Annotated in this window: 27 protein-coding genes; 16 read left to right on the top strand and 11 right to left on the bottom strand. The window is 41.0% G+C overall.

Annotated elements, in window-relative coordinates:
• Nucleotides 1-120: 120 nt before the first annotated feature.
• Nucleotides 121-1,995 carry a CheR family methyltransferase gene (locus tag CYAN7822_RS27210; RefSeq protein ID WP_013325481.1) on the top strand — a complete coding sequence of 625 codons (1,875 nt, stop codon included), beginning with the start codon at nt 121-123 and terminating at the stop codon, nt 1,993-1,995.
• An 8-nt stretch (nt 1,996-2,003) separates the two neighbouring features.
• On the opposite strand, the gene smpB is transcribed toward CYAN7822_RS27210, so the two are convergent.
• The gene (gene smpB, locus CYAN7822_RS27205) at nt 2,004-2,471 is read right to left on the bottom strand and encodes an SsrA-binding protein SmpB (protein WP_013325480.1); all 468 of its coding nucleotides are present in this window, start codon (nt 2,469-2,471) and stop codon (nt 2,004-2,006) included.
• Between the two features lie 521 nt (nt 2,472-2,992).
• Here smpB and CYAN7822_RS27200 point away from each other — a divergent pair.
• A complete protein-coding gene (locus CYAN7822_RS27200) occupies nt 2,993-3,841 on the top strand; it encodes a DUF6492 family protein (RefSeq protein ID WP_013325479.1) in 849 nt (282 codons plus the stop codon).
• A gap of 140 nt (nt 3,842-3,981) precedes the next feature.
• On the opposite strand, the gene argC is transcribed toward CYAN7822_RS27200, so the two are convergent.
• On the bottom strand, nt 3,982-5,040 hold the full coding sequence (gene argC / locus CYAN7822_RS27195; protein ID WP_013325478.1) for an N-acetyl-gamma-glutamyl-phosphate reductase: 1,059 nt from the start codon (nt 5,038-5,040) through the stop codon (nt 3,982-3,984).
• 252 nt (nt 5,041-5,292) lie between these two features.
• Between argC and ribBA the strand changes: the two genes are divergently transcribed.
• The 3 genes from ribBA (at nt 5,293) to CYAN7822_RS27180 (ending at nt 8,901) form a co-directional block, all read left to right on the top strand.
• Complete coding sequence (ribBA, locus tag CYAN7822_RS27190) at nt 5,293-6,960, top strand: bifunctional 3,4-dihydroxy-2-butanone-4-phosphate synthase/GTP cyclohydrolase II (RefSeq protein ID WP_013325477.1); 1,668 nt, start codon at nt 5,293-5,295, stop codon at nt 6,958-6,960.
• A gap of 6 nt (nt 6,961-6,966) precedes the next feature.
• Nucleotides 6,967-7,452 carry a DUF29 domain-containing protein gene (locus tag CYAN7822_RS27185; protein WP_013325476.1) on the top strand — a complete coding sequence of 162 codons (486 nt, stop codon included), beginning with the start codon at nt 6,967-6,969 and terminating at the stop codon, nt 7,450-7,452.
• 444 nt (nt 7,453-7,896) lie between these two features.
• Nucleotides 7,897-8,901: a CHAD domain-containing protein gene (locus CYAN7822_RS27180; RefSeq protein WP_041934054.1), complete on the top strand. Its 1,005-nt coding sequence runs from the start codon at nt 7,897-7,899 to the stop codon at nt 8,899-8,901.
• A gap of 126 nt (nt 8,902-9,027) precedes the next feature.
• Here the strand turns inward: CYAN7822_RS27180 and msrP are convergent, their stop codons facing one another.
• Complete coding sequence (gene msrP, locus CYAN7822_RS27175) at nt 9,028-10,011, bottom strand: protein-methionine-sulfoxide reductase catalytic subunit MsrP (RefSeq protein WP_013325474.1); 984 nt, start codon at nt 10,009-10,011, stop codon at nt 9,028-9,030.
• Between the two features lie 150 nt (nt 10,012-10,161).
• On the opposite strand from msrP, the gene prfB reads away from it, so the two are divergent.
• The 9 genes from prfB (at nt 10,162) to CYAN7822_RS27130 (ending at nt 15,582) form a co-directional block, all read left to right on the top strand.
• Nucleotides 10,162-11,275 (top strand): peptide chain release factor 2 gene (gene prfB / locus CYAN7822_RS27170; protein WP_013325473.1). Its coding sequence is split into 2 segments (ribosomal slippage): nt 10,162-10,233 and nt 10,235-11,275, totalling 1,113 coding nucleotides; the frame shifts between segments, so codons are not numbered across the junction.
• A gap of 139 nt (nt 11,276-11,414) precedes the next feature.
• The gene (locus CYAN7822_RS27165; RefSeq protein ID WP_013325472.1) at nt 11,415-11,612 is read left to right on the top strand and encodes a DUF3285 domain-containing protein; all 198 of its coding nucleotides are present in this window, start codon (nt 11,415-11,417) and stop codon (nt 11,610-11,612) included.
• Between the two features lie 11 nt (nt 11,613-11,623).
• Nucleotides 11,624-12,169 (top strand): rRNA maturation RNase YbeY, encoded by a 546-nt coding sequence (gene ybeY, locus CYAN7822_RS27160; RefSeq protein WP_013325471.1) that lies wholly within the window; start codon nt 11,624-11,626, stop codon nt 12,167-12,169.
• Nucleotides 12,170-12,246: 77 nt separating this feature from the next.
• A complete protein-coding gene (locus CYAN7822_RS27155; protein WP_013325470.1) occupies nt 12,247-12,756 on the top strand; it encodes a diacylglycerol kinase in 510 nt (169 codons plus the stop codon).
• 4 nt (nt 12,757-12,760) lie between these two features.
• Complete coding sequence (locus tag CYAN7822_RS27150; RefSeq protein WP_013325469.1) at nt 12,761-13,351, top strand: anthranilate synthase component II; 591 nt, start codon at nt 12,761-12,763, stop codon at nt 13,349-13,351.
• 30 nt (nt 13,352-13,381) lie between these two features.
• The gene (locus tag CYAN7822_RS27145) at nt 13,382-14,248 is read left to right on the top strand and encodes an MBL fold metallo-hydrolase (protein ID WP_013325468.1); all 867 of its coding nucleotides are present in this window, start codon (nt 13,382-13,384) and stop codon (nt 14,246-14,248) included.
• A gap of 13 nt (nt 14,249-14,261) precedes the next feature.
• Nucleotides 14,262-14,756, top strand: a complete 495-nt coding sequence (gene msrA / locus CYAN7822_RS27140; protein WP_013325467.1) for a peptide-methionine (S)-S-oxide reductase MsrA — start codon at nt 14,262-14,264, stop codon at nt 14,754-14,756.
• Between the two features lie 26 nt (nt 14,757-14,782).
• Nucleotides 14,783-15,154 (top strand): recombinase family protein, encoded by a 372-nt coding sequence (locus tag CYAN7822_RS34860; protein ID WP_013325466.1) that lies wholly within the window; start codon nt 14,783-14,785, stop codon nt 15,152-15,154.
• A 17-nt stretch (nt 15,155-15,171) separates the two neighbouring features.
• The gene (locus CYAN7822_RS27130; RefSeq protein WP_013325465.1) at nt 15,172-15,582 is read left to right on the top strand and encodes a hypothetical protein; all 411 of its coding nucleotides are present in this window, start codon (nt 15,172-15,174) and stop codon (nt 15,580-15,582) included.
• Nucleotides 15,583-15,802: 220 nt separating this feature from the next.
• Here CYAN7822_RS27130 and CYAN7822_RS27125 read toward each other — a convergent pair whose 3' ends face one another.
• The 3 genes from CYAN7822_RS27125 to CYAN7822_RS27115 all read right to left on the bottom strand — a co-directional run bounded on the left by CYAN7822_RS27125 (nt 15,803) and on the right by CYAN7822_RS27115 (nt 18,456).
• Entirely contained in the window at nt 15,803-16,243 is a 441-nt protein-coding gene (locus CYAN7822_RS27125) for a hypothetical protein (RefSeq protein ID WP_157871857.1), read from the bottom strand.
• 131 nt (nt 16,244-16,374) lie between these two features.
• The gene (locus CYAN7822_RS27120; protein ID WP_013325463.1) at nt 16,375-17,610 is read right to left on the bottom strand and encodes a hypothetical protein; all 1,236 of its coding nucleotides are present in this window, start codon (nt 17,608-17,610) and stop codon (nt 16,375-16,377) included.
• Nucleotides 17,611-17,670: 60 nt separating this feature from the next.
• Nucleotides 17,671-18,456 (bottom strand): SAM hydrolase/SAM-dependent halogenase family protein, encoded by a 786-nt coding sequence (locus CYAN7822_RS27115; RefSeq protein ID WP_013325462.1) that lies wholly within the window; start codon nt 18,454-18,456, stop codon nt 17,671-17,673.
• Nucleotides 18,457-18,646: 190 nt separating this feature from the next.
• Here CYAN7822_RS27115 and pirA point away from each other — a divergent pair, with 190 nt between their 5' ends.
• A complete protein-coding gene (gene pirA / locus CYAN7822_RS37985; protein WP_483466313.1) occupies nt 18,647-18,808 on the top strand; it encodes an arginine synthesis PII-interacting regulator PirA in 162 nt (53 codons plus the stop codon).
• 84 nt (nt 18,809-18,892) lie between these two features.
• Here the strand turns inward: pirA and dtd are convergent, their stop codons facing one another.
• The 5 genes from dtd to CYAN7822_RS27090 all read right to left on the bottom strand — a co-directional run bounded on the left by dtd (nt 18,893) and on the right by CYAN7822_RS27090 (nt 22,119).
• On the bottom strand, nt 18,893-19,348 hold the full coding sequence (gene dtd, locus CYAN7822_RS27110; RefSeq protein ID WP_013325460.1) for a D-aminoacyl-tRNA deacylase: 456 nt from the start codon (nt 19,346-19,348) through the stop codon (nt 18,893-18,895).
• A gap of 31 nt (nt 19,349-19,379) precedes the next feature.
• Nucleotides 19,380-19,622 carry a DUF4351 domain-containing protein gene (locus CYAN7822_RS27105; protein WP_013325459.1) on the bottom strand — a complete coding sequence of 81 codons (243 nt, stop codon included), beginning with the start codon at nt 19,620-19,622 and terminating at the stop codon, nt 19,380-19,382.
• A gap of 92 nt (nt 19,623-19,714) precedes the next feature.
• Nucleotides 19,715-20,836: a CobW family GTP-binding protein gene (locus CYAN7822_RS27100; protein ID WP_013325458.1), complete on the bottom strand. Its 1,122-nt coding sequence runs from the start codon at nt 20,834-20,836 to the stop codon at nt 19,715-19,717.
• Between the two features lie 136 nt (nt 20,837-20,972).
• Nucleotides 20,973-21,341 (bottom strand): cyclic nucleotide-binding domain-containing protein, encoded by a 369-nt coding sequence (locus tag CYAN7822_RS27095; protein ID WP_041934052.1) that lies wholly within the window; start codon nt 21,339-21,341, stop codon nt 20,973-20,975.
• Between the two features lie 139 nt (nt 21,342-21,480).
• The gene (locus CYAN7822_RS27090; RefSeq protein WP_013325456.1) at nt 21,481-22,119 is read right to left on the bottom strand and encodes a histidine phosphatase family protein; all 639 of its coding nucleotides are present in this window, start codon (nt 22,117-22,119) and stop codon (nt 21,481-21,483) included.
• An 86-nt stretch (nt 22,120-22,205) separates the two neighbouring features.
• Here CYAN7822_RS27090 and CYAN7822_RS27085 point away from each other — a divergent pair, with 86 nt between their 5' ends.
• Complete coding sequence (locus CYAN7822_RS27085) at nt 22,206-22,769, top strand: TIGR04376 family protein (RefSeq protein WP_013325455.1); 564 nt, start codon at nt 22,206-22,208, stop codon at nt 22,767-22,769.
• Nucleotides 22,770-23,109: the final 340 nt, after the last annotated feature.

Below are 23,109 nucleotides of genomic sequence, written 5' to 3'. Positions count from 1 at the left end.
AGGAGAAAAACAGGCGTATCCAATCGTCAAACCTAGTTCAACTAAAATTTATCCTATTGCCTCTTGCAACAGCGTATGAGTGAATGAGTGCTATATTTGTTATTTTTAACCCAAAAAATTATGAGTAAAAAAGAGGACGAGCAAGAACAAATATTTGAAACTCTTTTAGAATTTCTCAAACAATCGCGGGGATTTGATTTCACGGGATATAAATACTCCAGTCTAAAGCGGCGAGTCCGTAAACAAATGCAAAGCCATAACATTGACAACTTTAGCGATTATTTAGACTATTTACAAGTTCATCCCGAAGAATTTCTCCCCCTATTCAACACGATTTTGATCAATGTGACCGCTTTTTACCGCGATCCTAAAGCTTGGCAGTATCTCCAGCATCAAGTTCTTCCCCAAGTTTTTAACTCAGAATCAGACTCCAAAACGATTCGGGTGTGGTGTGCCGGTTGTTCTTCGGGAGAAGAAGCCTACACTTTAGCCATGATGCTGGCCCAAATCCTGGGAATAGAAAAATTTCGCCAGCGAGTCAAAATTTATGCCACCGACGTAGACGAAGAAGCCTTAGTGCAAGCTCGTCATGCCAGTTACAGCAACAAAGAACTCGAACCCATTCCCCAAGAGATACGGGAGCTATTTTTTGAAACAGTAGGAAATCGCTTTATTTTTCGTCCTGATTTGCGTCGCTGCGTAATTTTTGGTCGTCATGACTTAGTACAGGATGCGCCTATTTCTCGCCTGGACTTATTGGTGTGTCGTAACACCTTAATGTATTTTAATGCCGAAACCCAAGCCAAAATTCTGCATCGTTTTCATTTTGCCTTGAAAAATTCAGGTATTCTGTTTTTAGGGAAAGCAGAAATGCTGCTCACTCATAGTCATCTGTTTACCCCCATCAATCTGCAACATCGCATTTTTCGTCCAACCCCTAAAAGCCAGCGACCAGAGCGAGGTATTTATATCCCTAACGAGAATGACGAAGCAAACAACACCATTGAACGCTACATCCGCCTCCGAGAATTAGCGTTTGATACAGTTCCCATCGCGCAACTGATAGTGGAGTTGAATGGTCATTTAGTGCTGGCCAATGAGCCGGCCCGAACCCTGTTTGGCCTCAACATCTTAGATCAGGGTCGTCCTTTACAAGATTTAGAAATTTCTTATCGTCCTCTAGAGTTACGTTCTTATATTGATGAAGTTTATCGCAATCGTGCCAGTGTGGTAGTTAATGATGTGGTTCGAAATCTGCGGGACAATACTACTCAGTATCTAGATGTCAATATTGACCTTTTGGAAGAGAGTAATGGGGAGCTTCTCGGAGTCAGCATTACCTTTACTGATGTTACCCGTTATCATGACCTTCAAGTGGAACTTCAGCGAGCTAACCAAGAACTAGAAACCGCTAATGAAGAGTTACAGTCTTCTAATGAAGAATTAGAAACCACTAACGAAGAACTCCAATCTACCAATGAAGAATTAGAAACCACTAACGAGGAACTGCAATCTACCAATGAAGAACTCGAGACGATGAATGAAGAACTGCAATCTACTAATGAGGAACTACAAACCATTAATGATGAATTGCGCCAGCGCACCACAGACCTCAATCAAGCCAATGCTTTTTTAAATTCTATCTTGGCCAGTCTGCAAGCGGCGGTGGTGGTGGTCAATCGTCAATTTAACATCTTAACTTGGAACGAAGAAGCGGAAAATCTGTGGGGATTGAGGTCTGAAGAGGTACAAGGGGAGTCAATTTTAAGCCTCGATATTGGTTTGCCGGTTGAGCAACTGCGAGAACCCATCCGTAACTGTTTAAGCGCGACCATAAATAGCCAAGAAATCTTACTAGAAGCTATTAATCGTCGTGGGCGAAAGATTAACTGTCGTGTGAGTTTTAATCCCCTCATCGGTCATGAAAAAGAACTTCAAGGAGTAATTCTGCTGATGGAAGAATTGACCTCTGCCCTCGTTGAAACAGATAGCTAAAGCCGCCATTAATATCGTTTCATCGCCCGTTGCATTTCCCGTTCATCTTGACGACGCTTGAGGGTTTCTCGCTTGTCGTGCAGTTTCTTCCCTTGCCCGAGTCCTATACTAACTTTGATCCAACTGTCCTTAAAATACATTTTTAAGGGGACTAAGGTTAAGCCCTTTTGTTCTACTTGTCCAATTAATTTATTAATTTCTTTGCGGTGTAGCAAGAGTTTGCGAGTGCGGCGAGGGTCATGATTAAAATATTGTCCGCTCGCTTCATAAGGCGAAATATGGACATTAATTAACCAGGCTTCTCCATTACGGATTAGGGCATAACCATCTTTAAGGTTAATTCTGCCGGCGCGAATAGACTTAACCTCTGTTCCTGTTAACTCGATTCCCGCCTCATAAGTTTCTAAAATCTCATAGAGAAAGCGAGCTTGGCGGTTATCACTGATTAGTTTGGTTTTTCCATTTTGATTACTCATATTTGTCTATGATAGCACTGATTAGCCGACAATAGGCACTCTAGCCCGAGGTCTTGTTTACTGTTACCTGTTCTCTAAAACGCAAAAACTCTGTACCTGACTAGCAAGATTTTAGGGGTTAAAAAGATTAATTATCGGCCAATAAATCCAGATTTATCGCTTAAAAAAAGGAAATTATCGGAAAATCTTCCCTCTTGCCGATGCTCACAGTTAACAAGAGTTTTGTCGATCTACTTAGTTATTTTGTCGAGTTTTTTACTTTTATTTGTTTTAGTAAAAATAACAGTCATCATCTCTGGCTCTGGCTGTTAGCATTTTTCCTCGATTCCACAATCCCTGTTCTAATCAGCAGGGATTTTTTGATTTAAGAGTAAACTGATTCCTATTTTCTGCTATAAATGACCCTAATCAACACCTGTAATGAGCAGAGTTTAACCCCTAATTTTAACTTGTCATTAATGGTTCTATTTGGTAATATATAAAAAATTTAACTTATTATTTAATTAAGAGCAGTTCCACCTATGAAATTGGCATTTGTTACGCCCACCTACAGGGGCGACTACGAGCGATGCAAACTTTTGTGTGAAAGCACCAGCCGTTTTCTGCCAAAAGACTCTGAGCATATTTTGATTGTAGATCAAAGAGATATCTCTTTTTTTAAAGGGCTAGAAAATTCTACTGTCCGAATTGTCGTCAGCGAGTCGTTAATGCCTTGGTGGATCTTTCGCCTACCCGGAGTTAAAAAGTGGTCGTTTAGTTTAAGAACTTTACCGATTCGCAATTGGATCTATCAGCAGTTACTGAAAATATCGTCAGTTTATGCCACTGATGCGGATATCATTCAATTTATTGACTCGGATGTCACCTTGATCCGTCCATTTCCTCTGGATTATATCCATAAAAATGATCGATTCCGCCTACAGAGGGTCAATTATATCGACCCCGACCAAAAAAAGTGGGCTAATACCGCCGCTACACTACTTGGGGTGGAAATTCCGGACGACTTCCACTACTCTTATGTAGGCAACTTAATTACTTGGACTCGCCCCAATATTTTAGGTTTGATCGAGCGTCTCGAAGAGGTAGCCAAGTCATCTTGGGTTAGTGCTGTCGGGAATCAGGTTTATTTTTCTGAGTATATGCTCTATGGGATTTACGTGGACTACGTTCTCGGGATTGAAGCTTCAGGACAATATCATGACGATTCTCCTAACTTACATCTTTGTTGGGATTACGATTTGAGAACTCAACAAGGGATGAAGCAGTTTTTTTCCGAGATCAATCCCGACAACTTAGGTATAATGATTCACTCTAAATATAATATTCCTGTTGAGCTTTACCGCGATCACGTGAAGTCTCTTTTTGTTTAGGCGTAAATTTGATTAACTTCTCCCTCCAATCCATGCCGAGGGATTAAAATAAAACAAATTTTAGGTCTCGGTGGCGAGTCGGGAACAACTCCCGACCCCAGTATCCTTGAGCCGCTAAGGCCCATTTAGAATTAAACCTCTTAGGGATAAAAACATAACTGAGGCAATGCCAAAGTTTCCTCCCAACCCATGATGAGATTCAAACACTGTACTGCCTGACCGGCTTGTCCCTTAATTAGATTATCAATCGCAGACATAACAATCACTCGATCCGTTCGGGGATCAACTTCTATGCCGAGATAACATAAATTCGTCCCACAAGCCCATTTCGTTTGAGGATAAACCCCTGTGGGCAGTATTTTCACAAACGAAGAAGAACGGTAAAAGGCGTTATAAATCGTAATCAAATCTTCCCTGACTAAGCCGGGGTCGCGCAAAGTAGCATAGACAGTGGCTAAGATCCCTCTGACCATAGGAATTAGATGAGGAGTAAATTGAATTTTCACCTCATGGCCGGCCAAATCACTACAAACCTCTTCAATTTCTGGGGTATGTCGATGTTTACCCACTCCATAAGCCCCTAAAGAACCATCGGCCTCTGCCAACAGCGCATTAATTTTCGCCTGACGACCCGCCCCAGACGTACCGGATTTAGCATCAATAATAGCTGTTTCTGGCACAATTAACCCTTGTTTGAGTAAAGGGGCAAGGGCTAATAAACTAGCAGTGGGATAACAGCCAGGACAGCCGATTAACTGTGATTCTTTAATTTTCTCGTGATATAACTCGGGTAAACCATACACAGCCCGAACAGCAATGGCCTGATCAGTACGGTCTTTTTTGTACCAAGCGCTATAAGTGTCTAAATTACGGAAGCGATAATCAGCAGACAGATCCAGAACTTTACAGCCTTTGTCCAATAATTGAGGCGCTAAATCACAAGCGATGCCATTAGGTAGCCCTAAAAACACCACTTCACACCGGGAAGCTATCTCATCTACATCAATCGCTTCAACCGTTAAATTAACACTATGACCTAGATGAGGGTAAATGTCTGTGTAGGGTTTACCCGCGCTACTATCACCACCCAAATACACTATCTCGACTTTTGGATGTTCCATCAGCAGGCGTACCAATTGCACACCACCATATCCTGAAGCTCCAACAATACCAACGGGTATCCGTTCTGTATCACCCATAACTCAATAGTCCTAGTTAGTTTTCATCTTATTCAACTTTGGCAGAATTTTAATACCAAATTTAGAGATCGAATCAGAATTTTTTGCTAAGATTTGCTTTTTTGTTGGCTCTGGTCCTAAGTTATCCGTTTTTAGTTTATCTTATTAACTGATGATTAACCACCATAATTCCTAACTCTTGAAGCAGACGCGCTAAAATCGATCTTGAAAACCCAAAAACTATTGACACTTTTGTCAACCTAAAGATTAAGCGTGGAATGGCTCCCTAACAAGACTATTGAATTTGACACCATCGACGACGCTCTGGCTGACCTCAAAGCCGGGCGGGCTATTGTGGTAGTGGATGATGAACACCGAGAAAATGAGGGAGACCTCATCTGTGCGGCTCAGTTTGCTACCCCTGACATGATCAATTTTATGGCAGTGGAAGCCCGAGGTTTGATTTGTCTAGCCATGACAGGAGAACGTCTGGATGCTTTAGATTTGCCTTTAATGGTGACTAAAAACACCGATAGTAACCAAACTGCCTTTACTGTCAGTATTGATGCCGGACGGCATTTAGGCGTTACCACAGGCATTTCGGCTGAAGACCGCGCCAGAACCATACAAGTCGCCATTAACCCGGCCTCTCGTGCAGAAGATTTAAATCGTCCGGGCCATGTTTTTCCTTTACGCGCTAGAGAAGGGGGCGTTTTAAAACGGGCAGGCCATACAGAAGCGGCCATTGATTTAGCCCGACTAGCCGGATTATACCCGGCAGGGGTGATTTGTGAAATCCAAAACGCCGATGGCTCAATGGCTCGTTTGCCTCAATTGTTTGAGTATGCTCGTAAATACAAGCTTAAACTGATTAGTATTGCCGATTTAATTAGTTATCGCCTCAAACATGACCGCTTTGTTTATCGAGAAAGCGTCTGTCAATTTCCCAGTCAGTTTGGCTATTTTCAACTTTATGCTTATCGAAATTCTCTAGATGGTACAGAACATATTGCCATCGTTAAAGGTGAACCGGCTCAATTTCAAGACCAACCCGTTATGGTACGAATGCACTCAGAATGTTTAACTGGGGATGCTTTGGGTTCACTGCGCTGTGACTGTCGGATGCAGCTTCACGCCGCCCTGAAAATGATTGAAACTGCCGGGTTAGGCATCGTGGTCTATCTACGTCAAGAAGGGCGAGGTATTGGCTTAGTTAACAAGCTAAAAGCCTATTCATTGCAGGATATGGGACTCGATACAGTAGAAGCCAATGAAAGATTAGGGTTTGCGCCGGATTTACGCGATTATGGTATGGGAGCGCAAATGTTAAATGATTTAGGGGTGAAAAAGATTTGTTTAATTACTAATAATCCCCGCAAAATCGCCGGCTTAAAAGGCTATGGTATTGAAATAGTAGATCGCGTGCCGCTATTAATTGAGGCCAATGATTATAATACAACTTATTTAGCCACCAAGGCTCAAAAGTTAGGGCATCTTCTTTTACAAACTTATTTAATCACTATAGCAGTGGAATGGCAAACCCCCTTAAGAACTGTGACCGAACGTTATGAAAGAATAGAAAAATTGCGGGAGTTGGGGCGCTCTTTTCAGTTAGTTTTACAAGAAGAATCTAGACCCGTTGCTATTGCTTTATTTGGGAATCCATCGTCAATTGTTCATTTCGGTTTTGATCAACCGGATTTAGCTCAAACAGATTGGTATAAAAACCCCGAACATCCTTATGTACAAGTTTTGACGAAAATTTTAGATAAAATCGTGAGTTGGGATGATCTCAAGCGGCTAGAATTTTTATTGGCTTCGGGTGACGATCCTATGAGTAAATTACAAGTCAATTTAGAAAGGAAAACTTTTTCTTTAGAGGATAAGCCTTCTCAATTATCGGAGCAATTAGAAACGCAAATCATTTATAGTTTTACTTAATCAGTTATGGTAAAAACCAACGAACAAGCTCAAACACTATACGAGCAAGATTATAATCTTTGGTTGCAAAAAACTATCGAACAATTGCGTTCCCGTCAATTAGAAAATCTTGATCGGGAAAATTTAATTGATGAGTTAGAAGGCATAAATAGAAGTGATAAACGCGCTCTTGAAAGTTTACTGACAAGGTTATTAGAACATTTCCTTAAATTAATTTATTGGGAAAAGGAGCGAGATTATAAGGCTAACAAGTGGCAAGGAGAAATTACCACTTTTCGAATCCAGATTAAAAGACTGCTCAAAGATAGTCCTAGTCTTAAACCTTACCTAGTTCAGATTTTTGATGAATGTTATTTAGATGCTTGTAAAGTCGTCTCTCGTTTGATGAAATGCAAGATCAATACTTTACCTGAAATATCTATATTTACACTAGAACAAGCCTTAGAGGAAAATTGGTTTCCTGATGTTCAGATAAAGGCAGAGGAAGAATAATAAAAAACTTTATTGGTTTTATTTATACTCTTCCTGGAAGTAGAGAACATAAACAAATATTTCGGCTTAAAATTTCTTATAATAATCATTGGGAAATTGCTTGCAATGGAGTAATCATTGATATTACTCCTATCGATGAAGATGATTTTAAATTTCTCCGCAGTCGGGAGAATTCAACCATAAAAAAATTAGCGGGAGTTAAAATCAGTGTTGCAAATACAACTTTTTTCCATTCATCTTTATCTGTAATGAAAGATGACCCAATTCCTCGGCTTTGGATTAACGAGCTAGGTAATTAAACTTAATATTAAATTTCTGTTAATCTAATCTTAACCATGTCAAAAAAATTTCGTTAAAATAATTAACAGTAGACACAATGAGTAATATAACGTGCTAAATAGTCAAGCAAGTCAATTACAGCAATCAGGAGTTTGGGTACATAAAATGACTAACGTTTTAGAGCAACAGGCCACAACCTTCGGAGATTGGGCTTATATTGCCATCGCCAAGCACTTTAAAAAAATCCTTAAACATGAAGATCATGTCTTAAAAGATACAGATCCCGAAGATTTACATCAAATGCGGGTAGGGATGCGGCGCTTAAGAAGTACGATAGCCGGATTTGCCCCGGCCTTAGCCTTACCGAAAGCGGCCAAAGAAAAGACCGTCGGGAAAATTGCCCGAATTTTAGGCGAATTACGAGATTATGATGTATTAGAAGATGCTCTTAAAAATCACTATCAATCAACCTTACCCGAAAAAGAACAAAAATCTTTAGATGAAGCTTTAAAAGTTTTAGCGAAACGACGGAAAAAAGCCTTTAAAGAAGTAGAGGAAACTCTTCAAAGTGAGCGTTATCTTCATTTAAAAGAAGGGTTTCAAAGTTGGTTAGAAAAGCCTACCTACCAAGAGATAGCCAAAATTGCCATTCACAATATTCTGCCCGATTTACTGTTACCTCAAGTCAGTAAACTGATGCTGCATCCAGGATGGTTAGTTGGGGTAAAAGTAGAAGCGGGAGAAATTCAGTTTTCTGGAGGATTATCATCCAGCGAAGTGGAAACTCTTTTGACAACAGAGGGCACAAGCTTACATGAACTGAGAAAAGAAGCCAAGCGCTCACGCTATAATATGGAGTTATTTACTCAGTTTTATGGAGATATTTATCAAGGATATCTTAAAGATATTAAAGCGGTTCAAAGCCTTTTAGGAGACATTCAGGATGGTTTTGTTTTATCAGCGTTTCTCGGCGAAGTTTTTGGAGAAGACCTCAGTAAAGTCATGCCAACTCTAGCGGATAATTTTCGAGAAAATCGTTATCAAAAATGGCAAGAGTGGGAAGGGTTACAGGCAAAATTTCTCAATCCTAAAAGCCGCAAAGATTTACATATTGCTATCTTACAACCTAGCTTAATTAAGTCGGAATTAGAAGCGACAGTTAATTCATAAATACTAGCATTTAAAGTCAGAGTAGGGTGGGCAAGATGGGTTAAAATATTGAACTCGCTCAAAGAGTTTAAAGTCAACTTACCCACTCCGGTAGTTAATGATCAGAAAAAAAATTGAAAAATTGGCTTAAACATACAAACTAGCCACATATTTTCCGTATCCATTATAAGGTAAGGTTTCCTTTAATTCCCAAGACAAACCCGGACCTTTACTAATAAATTTTTCAGTGGCTTGTGACCAGCGAGGATGAGGTTTAGTTGGATTAACATTGGCCTCAAAATCATACTCATTGGGGTCAATTGTATTCCAATAAGTCGCGGGTTGTTGCTCTAAAAATTCAATTTTAACCACCGATTTTGCTCCCTTAAACCCATATTTCCAAGGCAGGACACATCGAATGGGTGCCCCATGCTGTTTCGGTAAATCATGACCATAAATTCCCAGAGCAAAAAAAGCTAATTCGTTAGCCATTTCTTCAAGGCGTAACCCTTCTTGATAAGGCCAGGGCAAAAAGCCAAAATGCAGTCCAGGGCCTCGAGTAATTTCCGGGTCATAAAAAGAAGTAAAACGGACAAATTTCGCTTGTGCGGTAGGCTCTACAGCTTCCAGTAATGCTCGCATAGGAAAGCCAACCCAGGGAAGAACCATAGACCAAGCTTCGACACAACGAAAGCGATAAATTCTTTCTTCTAGAGGGAATTGCTTTTTCAGTTGCTCGAGGTCGTAGGTTTGAGGATTTTTAACCAAACCCGTCACCTCTACCTTCCAAGGATCTGTGGGTAAATTTTGCGCTTTTAACCAAATATTTTTCCCCCCTCCAAATTCGTAAAAATTATTGTATCTGGCGGCTAAAGCTTCATCAGCAATGGGACCATCAACAGAAGCAAAAGCCGGGTTAGTTTTAAGCGAGGGAATTTTAGGTAATTGAAAACTTTGTTCTAAAGCCAGAGAAGAAGAAGATTTTTGACAGCCAGTTAAAGGCAATAAACTTGCTCCAATTCCCGCCCCTATTAAACTTTTTAGAAAGCGACGGCGGTTAGTGTAAATTGTTTCTGAAGTTACTTCATTTTCCGAAATTTCCCAGGATTTAACAACGCGAAGGTGGGTCATAATTAACTATCTATTTTAAAAGTTATAGGAGCCAAAAAAACACAATTTTTATTTTGACACAGGTTCAGGAGACAAAACCCTCGGGATTTGACCACGAGTCAGAGCAATAAGGACTACAATAAAATAGGCAAACTAGCCGCTAGGAGGAGCATGGAAACTACAGAACTCAAAAGAGAAATAGAATTAATCGGTTCGCGCCTGGGGAAAACCCAGGACTATCTTTGACTTACCGACTCTGGGCGCAAAAATCAAAGACTTAGAACAAGTAGCCGCTCAACCCGAGTTTTGGGATAGTCCTGATATGGCTCAAACCACCCTTCAGGAACTCAATGAACTCAAAAGCGCTTTAGAACTTTATCAACAGTGGCAAACCCAATTAGAAGACGCTAAAGCCATCGTTGAACTATTAGAATTAGAAGAAGATACAAGCCTTTTAGAAGAAGCCCAAACCAACCTAGAACAGCTTAATCATGAGCTTGAGCGTTGGGAATTACAACAACTCCTATCAGGACTATATGATGCTAAAGGAGCCGTATTAACCATTAATGCCGGTGCCGGCGGCACAGATGCTCAAGACTGGGCAGAAATGTTACTGCGAATGTATACCCGTTGGGGAGAAAAACAAGGTTATAAAGTCCATCTAGCCGAAATTTCTGAAGGAGATGAAGCCGGACTTAAATCAGCCACCTTGGAAATAGAAGGGCGTTATGCCTACGGATATCTCAAAGGCGAAAAAGGAACTCATCGCCTAGTGAGAATTTCTCCTTTTAATGCCAATGGAAAACGGCAAACCAGTTTTGCTGGCGTGGAAGTGATGCCGAATCTCGGGGTAGAAGCCGTTAATGTGGAAATTCCCGAAAAAGACTTAGAAATCACCACATCACGCTCAGGCGGAAAAGGAGGGCAAAACGTCAACAAAGTCGAAACCGCCGTGCGAGTGGTGCATATTCCCACAGGGCTTGCTGTACGCTGTACTCAGGAACGCTCCCAACTGCAAAACAAAGAAAAGGCACTGGCTTTGCTCAAAGCGAAATTACTGGTGATTCTCACCGAACAACGAGCCAAGGAAATTGCCCAAATTCGCGGGGATATGGTAGAAGCCGCTTGGGGCAATCAAATCCGTAACTATGTCTTTCATCCTTACCAGATGGTTAAGGACCTACGGACAAACGTTGAAACGAGCGATGTGGGTGCTGTGATGGATGGCGACTTAAATGGCTTTATCGAGGCTTATCTACGTCAATCTACTAAATTGGAAGGATAATCTTTACCGACCATGAGAAAATATAACTAGGAACTTAGTGGTTATTGACTAACGTACCTCTTGCTTTTTTGCAAGATCTTGTTACATTATAGGCAGTTATCTCCTAGTTAATAACTGCTTAGGTAATCAAACGAACTGTATGAACAACCCGTCGTCTACTCCTGTTCCCTCTCAAACCCCAAATGTGCCTCCCGAATCCCCTAAGCCGCAAGATAGCTATGTGAAACTTGCCATGCGTAATATGGTACGCAAAAAGGGGATTTCTCTAAAGCACTTCTTTTTAACCACAGTGGGCTTATTAGGCTTTCTGGTGGGCATCTCTTATCTGACTCGCTAACCTTTTTGAGGATGACCTCTTTGACGAAATCCACTCTCTCTCTAGCCTTAAACCTACAGGATGTATTCTTTAATAATACATCGACTGAAGATTTTTTAGCAACCAAAACCCCCCCGATTACGTCACAGACTTGGGAGAGTTGGTTTCAAATTTGGCTAGAGATGCTGGTGGCGGCTCTGCCTTCATCAGACAGCTATGAGTTAAGTTTGCGATTGACAGACGATCAAGAAATTCAGTATTACAACGCTCAATATCGTCACAAAAATCAACCGACAGATGTATTAGCTTTTGCTGCCTTAGAAGTAGAGGTTCCCTATCAAATTGACGAGTTTTCCGATGAACCTTTATATCTAGGAGATATTATTATCTCGGTAGAAACGGCTTCAAGACAGGCAACCGAACAAGGACATTCATTAACTCGAGAATTGGCCAATTTAGCGGCTCACGGATTTTTGCATCTGTTGGGTTGGGACCATCCCGATGATGAAAGCCTCATGGCAATGCTTTCTCAACAGGAAATATTGTTAAACCATTTACCCCTGTTGCATCAGGATTAAAGCCAATTTTTTTGAGGGAACAAATACAAATCATTAAATAAAGAAAAAACTTTTTTTAACTAACAGGTAATCGATTTATGAAATCTAAAATAAGAATATCTCAATCAACCAATGGTCACGTGTCTACCATGCCCTATCTTCCTTCTAACGCCATCGGCTCCCGCAACTTCATTGAAGCCTCAAATGAACTGAGACATGAATATGCTTGGCAAGTCGCGTCGAATTTATTAATTAGTTTTAAGTATGCTTGGGCGGGAGTGTCTTATGCTTTTGCTACTCAACGAAATTTTAGAATTCATGTGGCCCTTACCATTGTCGCTCTGAGTTTAGGCGGCTTTTTTAAAGTCAGCCCCGTAGAAATGGCAATCATCGCTGTTACCTGTGCTTTAGTGATGGTATTAGAATTATTAAATACCGCTTTAGAGTCGGTGGTAGACCTGACAGTCGGGCAATCCTATCATGAACTGGCTAAAATTGCTAAAGACTGTGCGGCAGGAGCGGTACTCATTGCGGCCCTTGCGGCTCTATTAGTGGCCAGTTTTGTTTTAATTCCCCCGATGATGACCTTTATTTCCTGTGCTGGATAATTAAATGATTCTTGTCATAGATAACTACGATAGTTTTACCTATAATTTAGTTCAATATTTGGGGGAACTGGGAACGGAAATCCCGCTTGCCTCAGAAATCCAAGTGTATCGTAATGATCTTATAGACCTCGAAAAAATTAAACATCTCAATCCAGATGCTGTGGTTATTTCCCCGGGTCCTGGCCGTCCCGAAGATGCGGGGATTTCTATGGATATCATTGCTCAACTTGGACCAACACTGCCCATTTTAGGGGTTTGTTTAGGACATCAAAGTATTGGGCAAGTATTTGGGGGTAAAATTATCTCGGCCCCGGTGTTGATGCACGGAAAAACCTCAGAAATTTATCATAACGGCATCGGTGTCTTCCAAAAATTGGATAATCCGTTTAGTGCCACTCGCTATCATAGTCTGGTGATTGAACGAGAAACTATGCCCGATGTCTTAGAGATTACCGCTTGGGTAGAAGATGGCACAGTCATGGGAGTTCGTCATCGGAACTATCCCCACATTCAAGGAGTCCAATTTCATCCAGAAAGTATCTTAACCCAATCAGGTAAACAATTGTTACGAAACTTTCTAGAATCCATCTCTTAACAATTAATTTTATAATTAATAATCCGCTCTATGAAAAGACGACAGGTGATTTACTACGGAGGTGCCGGCATTTTTGCAGCAGCCAGCAGCTTATTAACCTCAAACTGGCAAAAGGCACAAGGACAAACCCAGCCAAGTAACTCTCTGTTAGTACAATATTTTGGTCATACCTGTTTTTTGCTATCCGGTAGTGGTCTAAGAATTTTAGTGAATCCTTTCCGAAGCATTGGCTGTACAGCCGGCTATCGTTTGCCTAGGGTAGAGTCGGACCTGGTGTTAATTAGTAGTCAACTTTGGGATGAAGGAGCCGCCGAAAAATTACCCGGTAATCCTAGAGTGTTGTATGAACCTGGAGTCTATGAAATTAGAGGTTTTAGGATTCAAGGCATAGGGATTGATCATGATCGCAAGGGCGGGCGACAGTTTGGCACCAATGTGGCTTGGCGCTGGAATCAAGGAGGAATCAGAGTTCTACATTTAGGTGGGGCGGCCGCACCTATTGCCATAGAACAAAAAATTTTGATGGGTTCTCCGGATTTGGCCTTTATCCCGGTTGGTGGCGGACCGAAAGCGTATAATGCACAAGAGGCCAAACAGGCCATGGAGATTTTAGACCCGAAAATTGTCATTCCTACTCAATATATGACGACGGCAGCCGATAAAGCGGCTTGTGATATTGCGCCGTTAGATAACTTTTTGAAGTTAGTAGAGGGAATGAATGTTCGCAACATTCCGGACAATCAACTGCTGATTAAACGGCAAGATTTGCCTAAAGAAGGTACATTGATTCGGATATTAGATTATAAAAAAGTTTTAAGACCGGCCTCTGAGAGGACCACCTCACCCGCCGCCCCGACACCATCAACCACGCAAAGTAAACCGACTTCAAGCAAGTAAATTTCGAGAGAGAATGAGCCAACCATCAACAACCAATCAAAACACTGAAAAAGCCACTTTTGGAGCAGGATGTTTTTGGGGAGTAGAAGCCGCCTTTCGCGCCTGTAAGGGGATTGTTTCCTCTTCTGTGGGCTATATGGGGGGACATTTCCCTAACCCCTCCTATCTTGATGTCTGTGCCAGAATTACCGGTCATGCTGAAGTAGTACAGGTAGAATACGACCCTCAACAGATTAGTTATGAGGAATTGTTGGAGGTGTTTTGGAAAATTCATGACCCCACTAGCTTAAATCATCAGGGCCCAGACCGGGGAGAACAATACCGTTCTGTGATTTTTTATCATACTCCTGAACAGGAAAGAGTCGCGAGAAATTCAAAACGGAAATTACAATTATCTGGGAAATATAAGAAGGATATTGTCACCGAAATTAAGGCGGCTTCCGATTATTATTTAGCGGCTGAATATCATCAACAGTATTACTCAAGACGCGGAAAAAAGCTACAGTAGAGTTGTAGTAACAGTTTATTGCAGTTATGCGTGTAGGTTATGCTAGGGTGTCAACAGGGTTCAGTTTCCAAGACTCGTCTATTGAACGCCAGATAGAAACTTTTAAGTCTAGAGGTTGCGATCTTGTTTTGGTTGAACGTGAATCAGGCACAAGTGACAATCGGAACGAGTATCAACGGTTGTTAAGTATGATTCAATTAGGTGAAGTTACTTGTGTAGTTGCTTGTAGAAGTGACAGACTTAACCGAAACCAATTAGAGCAAAATTACTTCTATGCTTTATGTTGCCGTCATGGTGTTGAATGGGAATTCACAGATGAGCCAGAAGCATCTAGTAAAAGTCCTTTTACAAAGGAAAGATATACAGGTATTACCATTGTAGGGGAAAGGATGATCTAAAGTGTAAAACTTCACCTGTGAATGAATCAAAACTCATCCCTCAGTTAATTGAGCAAGTAACCCGTCAAGCCAATTCCCTTATATCTATGATCGAAAAAGCTAAGTCAGATTTTGTAGAAGCAAATCCCGAGAGAATAAAGTTATTAGAAAAAGAACTATTAGAAGCAAAAAACAAATATGAGGTTTTAAAGCTAGATGCTTTTTTATCTCTTTCCAGAACCTTAGAGCAACAATTAGCGGAGTTAAAATCCAATAGAGCAAAAGAAATAGAGAGAATAGAGAGCCGAAAAGATTTGTTAAAAGGATTATCGGATGTTCATGCTTGGAAAGCACTTGACGATGTTACTTTGCATCGGTATTTCCGCAATATTGTAAAAGATGCTTGGATCGAAGATGGGAAGCTTCTTGACGTTGATCTTGAGATTTAGATTTAGCCCAATTAACAAAATAGTTTTCTATTTTGATTGCCATTGATCTAGTTAGTGCCATACAAAAACTCTTCTAGTGAATTTTCTAGTTAAAAAAAAAGACCCGTCAGAAAAGACAGGTCTTATAAACCACAATTGATTTTTTGACTAAACTGTTATGTACTCACATTTCACTATGTGAATCTAAATATTGATGATGCTTGAACATTAAATTTGATAACTAATTTTCAGGCAATCGAACATCTCGCCGCAGAGTCAGCCCTGTCACGGTAGCATTATTAATATCTTGTTCTGTAGGTTCAACTTCTGCAATCAAGGTGCAAGTAAAAGCCGCTTGAGGAGTATCGGACTCAAACATAACTTTCAGAGGACTATTCCAATGAATTCTAGGCAGGGTTTTATAATCTCCAAAAATACTTTTTAAATCGGCTATCGTCAATTTAGAAGACTTAGCAAGCACGAATTCCACATGAGCCGGGCTATTGGTTCCTGTTTGAAAGACAATTCTAGCTAAGGGAAATGATGAATCATTGGGCTGAACTTCTAGCGGCATTTCGTCGCCCGGAGCTTTAATAAGTTTCCCCAAATAATTAGCAGTTTCTTGAACAGTTATCCTCTCTTGAGAAAGGAATTGGCAAGTATTCTTTAAGGTTTCTAGCATGGTTTTTTTTTGGGAAACAGGCTTAATAGAAATATTGCTATTTAAAAAAAAATGCTCTCCTTTTGTCTGGCTTATCAAAGAGTAGAAAGAGCCAAAACAGAAGTTAATAACCAACAGAAAAGCTAAAATATTCATGGAGAAGTCGGTGATTGATAAGCCACATTAACAGCGTGACCAACTCGGTGAGCATCCGCTTCTTCTGGTAGATCTACATATTTAGCATAAGCAATATCAAATCTTTTTTGTGCCGCATCAAGTTTCGCTTGATTGGTTTTGGTGGGAGATTTATTATAAGTTTCCTGTGCCTTATTTAAAGCTGTTTTACTGGCTAAAACCTCCGTTAACACTTGCTCTCGATAAGCGGCTCTCGCTCCATAGACGCTTTCATGCCAACCCTCAGCAATTAGGGCCTCCATACTACCCGGTTTGAGAGGGTTACTGACAGCAGTCGCCACTACTTCGGCTTTGATGCCGGTTTCTCTGGCGATCGCTTTAGCCGATCTACCTTTACCGGCTAACATTTGCGCCATGCGATACCACTGTTCGGCGTGTCGGGCTTCATGATAGACGGTATCGGCTATTTCGGCGGCTTCAGCATCGGTTAGGGTAGCTTTAGAAAAGGCTTCTTTTCCGAGATCGATCGTCCAAGTCTCAAAACTTAATTGTCCGGCGGCTGCACCTAAATCTTTGAGCGCTTGGTTACAGATCGGCACCCCGGCAGCGCTTAATCTTTCATTGACGACTTTGATCAAAGCGGATGCTCTCGCCTGTGGGGTTTTTAAGGTAGCCCATTGGGTTTGAATGGTTTTAGCCGCTCCCACATATTGATTAATCGATTTTTCTTCGGCTAACCCACTGGCAAAAGCGGCAGGTAACGTTCTAGGTCCGGCCATTCCATCGACTTTTAGGGGAGGGTTACTTTGTTGCCATAAAGCCACCGCTTGAACGGTTTCGCTGTTGATCTCTCCTGTTTGGGTAACTCCCACTTTTGCTTGAATTTGTTTAATAATCTCAGGTGTATATTGTTGTTTCTTGGCGGCATACCAATTTTTAGCTTGAATGACTTGAGTGGGGGTTAGGGGTCCGGGAGATTCTTCATCAAAGCGTTGTATTAAGTTGTTTGGCGAGTGGGTATAGGCTGTTACAAGCGGCTGTAGTTTGGGCTGAAACAGAGATGAGGGGGTAGGAGAAGGGCTAAGAGAAATATTTTCTAGATGATGAGTGATAACTGTAGAGTGTTCTGGGTTAATTTTTCGGGGGGGATCTGTCGCTAAACTACGGCCTGTTCTAAGTTCAGCTTGTTTGCTCTTAGAAAGGGGATTATTTGCCTTGCTTTGGCTCGTTTTTACTTGGCGAATTTTTCCCATATTCTTAACCCTCCCAATGGAGAAACACGCTACAGCTAAAACTAGGCTGATGATTTTATTTTAAGATAAAATTTCGATTGGCTCTCCAACTTTTAAGGCTAACTCGGTTTGGGCATTTCCTCCATTAAGGGCTATTTCTACCCAATTATGACTCCCAATTAAACTGACTAATTGACCCAAATCTACATCACTGTAGGTTTTTCCTCGAGAAATAACTCTTTGTTTTACCCGCACTGACCAATTTTTTCCTTCTACTGCACTCGCTGGAATATTAGTAATTAAATTGCCAAAAATATCAATATATTGAATACAACCCCTTAACCCAAGATCACTGAACTCGAGGTCCACAAGCGGCAATGGTACAAGACTTTCTATATCGATGACAGTGCCTAACATTTGTAAAGCAATTCCACTCGCTAAATAAGCTCCCACTGGTGCAAAAATATCTCGTCCGTGAAAAGTGGTGCTTGCCTGAACAGTACGCCAGTATTCTGAATGGGTTAACTCCACCGCCGCCACCGCCGGGGATAAACTCAGAACGCCGCTAAATAAACCATTATCCGGACCGACTAAATACCCTCCTGAAAATTGTATCGCTACTCCTCGGCGTTCACTTCCTACCCCAGGATCAACCACAGCTACATGAACCGTTCCTCTGGGAAAGTAAGCATAAGCATTCATCAGACAAAATCTTGCCGCCACCAGGTCTTGAGGGGGAATTTGATGAGTGATATCGATGGTTTTGAGCGAAGGGTTAATTTGGGCAATAACTCCTTTGATCACTCCTACATAACCATCTTGTAAGCCAAAATCACTTAATAAGGTGACAATACTTTGTTCAGACATCGCTGTTTTCCGCTTGAGGAGCTAAAAAATCGCCATTCGGCAAGGGTTGATAGTTAGTAAAAGTATACTTACCGTTCTTTAGGATTAAAAAGTTTTTTAAAAAATTCTGTAACAATAGCTACATTTTAGCCGAAAAAATGTTATGGTAAAGAAGTACAGTATATCAGATCGTTTCAAAATAATGTCCATGATGAACAAAAATCGTCAAGAAATCGTAACACAAGCCGCTTCTGCTCACCAAGAAAGCCTGCGTAAGAGCTTACAACATCGTCTAGAAGTGGCAAGAGCGCAAGGAAATGAGTCTCTAATCCGCCAATTAGAAAAAGAAGCCGCTTATTTACATTTACAATAAATTTTTCTCTTGTAGTGAGTATAAATAAATCATTCCTCCGCCACCGGTGATCAGTAAATAACTGATCACTAAAATGGTTGGAAGTTATAGAGTCGCTTCTCGTTCCAGTAAAAGAGTGACCGGCCCATCATTTTCTATAGTAACCTGCATCATTGCACCGAATCGACCTGTCTGTAAGCGCAACCCACTGAGTGCTAGTTTGCTGACAAAGAGGTCATATAATTGTTGAGCGATAGGGGGAGGAGCAGAGTCACTAAAAGAAGGACGACGACCTTTGCGGCAATCACCATAGAGGGTAAACTGACTAATAACCAGTAATTCTCCTTGAATATCTTGCACCGATTTTTCCCAACGATCTTCTCCGTCACCGGTGCTAAATAGACGCAACTCTAAACATTTGCGGCTCATCCAATCAATTTCCTTTTCAGTATCAGTGGCGGCAATACCTACTAATAGATTTAATCCGCGTCCAATTTTACCGACTATTTCGCCATCCACAGTAACCTGAGAAGATATAACTCGTTGGATAATAACACGCATGGGATAAGTTTAAGAGAACGATTCAGCATAATTATTGTACTCGGTTATCCATCGCTTCATTCAACCAAGTCCTCAAATCTTGTTCTCCAGAAAAATCTAATAAAGCTATCGCTAAATTTTCTAATTGAAAAACTGATAACTGTTCAAGTTGTTTTTGGACTGGTGGGTTAATGATGCCGATTTTTTGGGCGAGTTGACGCTTAATGACTATCTGCATTCCTTCTCTAAAGCCTTCTTCTCGGCCTTCATCTATCCAATTTCTAATGCTTGGCATAATGCTATCAAGTTAATCAATCCGGGTGCGTTATATCAAGTAAACGCACCGCGAAACCGTTAGTGCAGAAATCGTTCCGCACGGCAATCTAGTTATTGTCCAAACCCTTTACCTCGGCTAATAGAAGGTAAGCATAAACAATTTTCAATTTGTTCACGGATCTTATCGTGATCAAGGTTTTGTCCTATTAACACTAGCTGGTTTTTGGGTTCTCCTTTCCACTCATCATCTTCAAGAGTAAATCGTTTACCACTCAGGTGAAAAATATGACGTTTAGGACTCTCATCAAACCAGAGAATTCCTTTGGCCCGAAAGATATTTTCTGGCAGTTGATTATCTAAGAAATATTGAAATTTGCGAATAGAAAAAGGTTTATCACTCTGAATAGATAGAGAAGTAAATCCATCATTTTCTAAGTGATCTGAATGATGATGGTGGTGGTCATGATCATGATGGTGGTCATGATGGTGATGGTCGTGTTCATGGTCATGATGGTGATGATGCTCATGATCATGATCATGGCTATGATCCTGTTTAGCTTCGGAAGCGTTAAAATATTTATCCGATTCAAACAGACCGACACTGAGGATCAAGGGTAAGGGAACTTGAGAGTTTTTCGTGCGTAAAATTCTTGACCCCTGCTTGATATCCCGAATTCTGACTTCTAAAGCGTCTACATCAGCTTCATCGACTAAATCAGTTTTATTGAGGATAATCACATCTCCGTAAGCAATTTGGCTGTAAGCGGCTTGAGAGTTAAATAAATCCAGACTGAAGTTAGCGCAGTCTACCATTGTAATGATCGAGTCTAAGCGGGTCATATCCCGTAACTCTGTCCCCAAGAAAGTTAGTGCTACAGGTAACGGATCAGCTAATCCTGTAGTTTCTACCACAAGGTAATCGACTTTTTCAGGACGCTCCAGCACTTTATAGACGGCGTTGACCAAATCTTCATTGATGGTACAGCAAATACAGCCATTGTTGAGTTCCACCATATTATCGTCGGTGGAGATAATTAATTCATTATCTATACCAATTTCCCCAAATTCGTTGACGAGGACGGCTGTTTTCAATCCCTGCTGATTAGTGAGGATATGATTCAGTAGGGTGGTCTTGCCACTGCCGAGAAAACCTGTAATGATGGTAACTGGTAAACCGTGCTTAGGAGCATCTAAGGCTTCTGAAGTACCTGGTTGTGGATCAACTGTTTGCATAATATTCGCGTTTGGAAAACGTCAGATCATTGAGTAAAATTACTCATCAAAAAAGGGTGACAAAAATTTTACCCTTCATAAAACTATTATTGCTTATTTATTTAGGGTAACTGATGGCAAGGGGAAAAAACTTCTTTTAGATCGTTTGCTTGAGTTGGCGAAAGCGCTCCGAGTAACTTTTCATCACTTGTAAGGCAAACAGGGGGGTTTGCTGTACGGCAAACAGAAAATGTTCCCGATCTAGTACGGCTAGTTTACAGGCAGTCTTAGCTTTAGCAGTAGAGGCTCTCAGGTGATCGTCATGAATGATAGCTCCCTGGCCAAAGACATCCCCTACTCGAATAGTCTCGATTACTTTGCCCTTGAGGGACATTTCTACTTCTCCCTCTATCACACCATACATTACTTGGCCTTCTTTTCCTTCTTCAAAAATCATCTCACCAGGAGCAAAATTTTGCTCGGGTTGCCGTTGGAAAATTTTTACTGTGTCTGCTGGCTGTAACAACATAAAGTTTTTATCTCTGCTAATCTGTGCTAATTTGAGTTGGGTTGAAAAATCTGACTACTGATATAGCAAACTGATCAGGGGTTAGTCCAACCTCATTAAATCACGATCACATCAACTCAGGTTACCTGCTAATTAATTAAGTTCCGTATCGTTTGCGTAATTCTTCTCTTAGGTGAGAGCGATCGCCCATGATTTCAATTAAAGGCCCTTGTTCAGTCATCGTTACGATAGTAAGAGCCGCCACCGGCATACCAATGCGATCACGATAACGTCCCAAATCGATTCCCAGTAAGGAACAAATCATAATTCGAATGGTTGCTTTATGAGATACGATTAGAATATTGCCACCCGAGTAAGTATTTTCAATTTCTTCTAGCACTTCTGAACTACGGCGGGCGATATCTATGCCTTTTTCTCCCCCTGTGGGACTATTCCAGCCGGGATCGGCTAACCAACGCACGTACTCATCATGATAAGAGCTTGTTACCTCTTGGGGTGTTTTACCTTCCCATAAGCCATATTGAATCTCTCTGAGTCCTTGTCTAATTTGTATTTCCATTCCGAGCGCATCAGCTAACGGTTTGGCGGTATGAATCGCTCGTTGGAGGGGACTCGAAAAAATGGCTGTCCAAGCTAAATTTTTATAAGCCAGCGCAAAATCTTCCCCCATTTGTATTCCTGATGGGGTTAATGGAATATCTAATTTGCCACAATAGGAGCCGCTTTGGCTAGAAGTGGTTTCGCCGTGTCGCAGAAAGTAGAGCTTGAGCTTCATGGTGGGTGTTAACAATTCTTTATTATTTCGCCAATCTACCTGCTATAAACCATAAAGTAAAGTAAGGATAAGTTAAGCAATTAGTCATGGGTCTATTTGAAGATGTCACCCGCTTTCTAGAAGAACGACTCGATGAGTTTTTAAAAAATAATCCTCATTTAGAGTTACAAGCTCTTTTAGAGCAAGTTCGGGAACAAGAACAGGATACAACGAGATTGATTCGAGAGCTAGAATCGGAAAAACAACGATTAGAACAGCAAATTCTCGCACTAGCTCAAGAAATTCAAACTTGGCATGGCCGGGTTAATAAGGCTAAATCGGCTGGAAGGCTTGATTTAGCTGAAGCCGCACAAGAACGAGAAGCGGCTTTACTGCGCCAAGGGAATCAGCTTTGGGGACAAATGCAAGGAGCTAATAAGCGGCTGACTCAATCTCAGGAATTGTTGCGCCAAATTCAGCAGCGCCGTAAAGAGGTACAAGCTAAAGCGGCTCAAGCTCAAGCTTCTAGCACTTCTAATGGGGATACGAAAGGATGGAATCAAGGTTCTACTTATAAAAGTTATAACAAGGCCACTGATCCGCTAGAGGCAGAGTTTCAGCGCTGGGAAATTGACGATGAATTAGAGCGAATTAAGCGAAATTTGTCATAATTTGACATTGATAATCGTTAATTAAATTTTTCCTCTCGGTTCTTTATGCCCTACCCATAAAGGACAAGGCTGATAGAGTAACAACTCCGTCGGGAACTCGTTCCCGACCCCAGTCAGCTATTTTAATTGCTAATAGCTTGATCGTTCTGAGTATTTAAGTAGGTAGAGAAAAAGTAAAGAAATAAAAAAAACAAGAATAATAGAATACATATAACCTCTATAACATTCTATTTGATTAACTATATTTTTTAGCTTTTCCTACGATAATTTGGTCAGCCACAATACTTCAATAAAGTGACTTTAATTACATTTTTTTCTAGCCATAAAGTGGGATAGAACA

The organism is Gloeothece verrucosa PCC 7822, assembly GCF_000147335.1.
In the GTDB taxonomy this organism is placed as follows: Bacteria; Cyanobacteriota; Cyanobacteriia; order Cyanobacteriales; family Microcystaceae; genus Gloeothece; species Gloeothece verrucosa.
Note: the sequence above shows the minus strand (reverse complement) of the source record. Positions and strands in the feature narration are given on the sequence as shown.

Excerpts from the sequence above, each read along its gene's own strand:
- CYAN7822_RS27145 (WP_013325468.1), top strand. The coding sequence starts at position 13,382 with ATGAAAAGACGACAGGTGATTTACTACGGAGGTGCCGGCATTTTTGCA.
- CYAN7822_RS27155 (WP_013325470.1), top strand. The coding sequence starts at position 12,247 with ATGAAATCTAAAATAAGAATATCTCAATCAACCAATGGTCACGTGTCT.
- CYAN7822_RS27105 (WP_013325459.1), bottom strand. The coding sequence starts at position 19,622 with ATGCCAAGCATTAGAAATTGGATAGATGAAGGCCGAGAAGAAGGCTTT.
- CYAN7822_RS27100 (WP_013325458.1), bottom strand. The coding sequence starts at position 20,836 with ATGCAAACAGTTGATCCACAACCAGGTACTTCAGAAGCCTTAGATGCT.
- CYAN7822_RS27090 (WP_013325456.1), bottom strand. The coding sequence starts at position 22,119 with ATGAAGCTCAAGCTCTACTTTCTGCGACACGGCGAAACCACTTCTAGC.
- CYAN7822_RS27200 (WP_013325479.1), top strand. The coding sequence starts at position 2,993 with ATGAAATTGGCATTTGTTACGCCCACCTACAGGGGCGACTACGAGCGA.
- CYAN7822_RS27185 (WP_013325476.1), top strand. The coding sequence starts at position 6,967 with ATGGTAAAAACCAACGAACAAGCTCAAACACTATACGAGCAAGATTAT.
- CYAN7822_RS27165 (WP_013325472.1), top strand. The coding sequence starts at position 11,415 with ATGAACAACCCGTCGTCTACTCCTGTTCCCTCTCAAACCCCAAATGTG.
- smpB (WP_013325480.1), bottom strand. The coding sequence starts at position 2,471 with ATGAGTAATCAAAATGGAAAAACCAAACTAATCAGTGATAACCGCCAA.
- ybeY (WP_013325471.1), top strand. The coding sequence starts at position 11,624 with ATGACCTCTTTGACGAAATCCACTCTCTCTCTAGCCTTAAACCTACAG.
- msrA (WP_013325467.1), top strand. The coding sequence starts at position 14,262 with ATGAGCCAACCATCAACAACCAATCAAAACACTGAAAAAGCCACTTTT.
- msrP (WP_013325474.1), bottom strand. The coding sequence starts at position 10,011 with ATGACCCACCTTCGCGTTGTTAAATCCTGGGAAATTTCGGAAAATGAA.
- CYAN7822_RS27115 (WP_013325462.1), bottom strand. The coding sequence starts at position 18,456 with ATGTCTGAACAAAGTATTGTCACCTTATTAAGTGATTTTGGCTTACAA.
- CYAN7822_RS27210 (WP_013325481.1), top strand. The coding sequence starts at position 121 with ATGAGTAAAAAAGAGGACGAGCAAGAACAAATATTTGAAACTCTTTTA.
- CYAN7822_RS27180 (WP_041934054.1), top strand. The coding sequence starts at position 7,897 with ATGACTAACGTTTTAGAGCAACAGGCCACAACCTTCGGAGATTGGGCT.
- argC (WP_013325478.1), bottom strand. The coding sequence starts at position 5,040 with ATGGGTGATACAGAACGGATACCCGTTGGTATTGTTGGAGCTTCAGGA.
- CYAN7822_RS27125 (WP_157871857.1), bottom strand. The coding sequence starts at position 16,243 with ATGCTAGAAACCTTAAAGAATACTTGCCAATTCCTTTCTCAAGAGAGG.
- CYAN7822_RS27120 (WP_013325463.1), bottom strand. The coding sequence starts at position 17,610 with ATGGGAAAAATTCGCCAAGTAAAAACGAGCCAAAGCAAGGCAAATAAT.
- CYAN7822_RS27085 (WP_013325455.1), top strand. The coding sequence starts at position 22,206 with ATGGGTCTATTTGAAGATGTCACCCGCTTTCTAGAAGAACGACTCGAT.
- CYAN7822_RS34860 (WP_013325466.1), top strand. The coding sequence starts at position 14,783 with ATGCGTGTAGGTTATGCTAGGGTGTCAACAGGGTTCAGTTTCCAAGAC.
- dtd (WP_013325460.1), bottom strand. The coding sequence starts at position 19,348 with ATGCGTGTTATTATCCAACGAGTTATATCTTCTCAGGTTACTGTGGAT.
- pirA (WP_483466313.1), top strand. The coding sequence starts at position 18,647 with ATGAACAAAAATCGTCAAGAAATCGTAACACAAGCCGCTTCTGCTCAC.
- CYAN7822_RS27150 (WP_013325469.1), top strand. The coding sequence starts at position 12,761 with ATGATTCTTGTCATAGATAACTACGATAGTTTTACCTATAATTTAGTT.